Here is an 876-nt window from a genome sequence, read left to right as displayed (position 1 = left end):
TGAAAACATTCTATTGGGGCATTATCAGCTGGCGTTCCCTTACGGGACATGCTTCTGGTAATGCCTTTTTCTGTACATAGGGCATAGTATTCATAAGAAGTATACACACTTCCTTGATCACTATGTAATATAGCTCCTGGTTCCAATTGAAGTTGTTTTAATGTCTCATTTACTAATTCTTGATTTTGGTTTTTGCCAATTTTATATGCCACAATTTCACCATTGTAAGCATCCATGATAGATGATAGATACAACATTGTATTCCCGAAGGGTAAATAAGTGATATCTGTTAAAAGTACTTCTAAAGGTTTCTCTGTTTTGAAATTTCTATTCAATAGATTATGTGTCTTATAATATGGATTACCTGGTCTTTTCGATTTCTTCACGCGTACTTTACAATTTAAATTATGTTTTTGCATAATTCTTTGTACTTTCTTGTGATTAATTGTTTTATTATTTTTTCTATTTAACAAGGCAGTTATTTTTCTATAGCCATATGTAAAACGATGTTTCTTACATAGTTCTATAATTTCACGTTCATCCTCAGATATACTGAAATCTTTGTTTTTCCATCTGTAATAATTTGATTTTGGAATATCTAAAGCTTCTAAAATGACTTTCACTATATATTTAGATTTCAATTCATTTACTAATTCAACAACTACTTCTGGGACCACTTCCTTTCCAATTCCTTGTACTTTTTTAAAATTTCATTTTCTACTTCTTTGCGCTTTAATTCAATTTTTAGTGTTTCAACAGTACTCAATTCTTCGTTTCCTTTTCCATAGGAATATTGTTTACCTACTTGTTGATTGAATCTATGTGTTTCCCCATTTCTATACCATTTCCACCACACTTTAACTTGAGATTCATTTT

The 876-nt window shown here is 30.3% G+C and carries 1 pseudogene; it reads right to left on the bottom strand.

Features of this window, described 5'->3' with window-relative positions:
- A pseudogene (locus LQ598_RS13665) lies at positions 1-876 on the bottom strand (IS3 family transposase); the annotation flags it as partial.

The sequence above is a fragment of the Mammaliicoccus sp. F-M27 genome (assembly GCF_022387115.1).
Classification (GTDB): Bacteria; Bacillota; Bacilli; order Staphylococcales; family Staphylococcaceae; genus Mammaliicoccus; species Mammaliicoccus vitulinus.
Note: the sequence above shows the minus strand (reverse complement) of the source record. Positions and strands in the feature narration are given on the sequence as shown.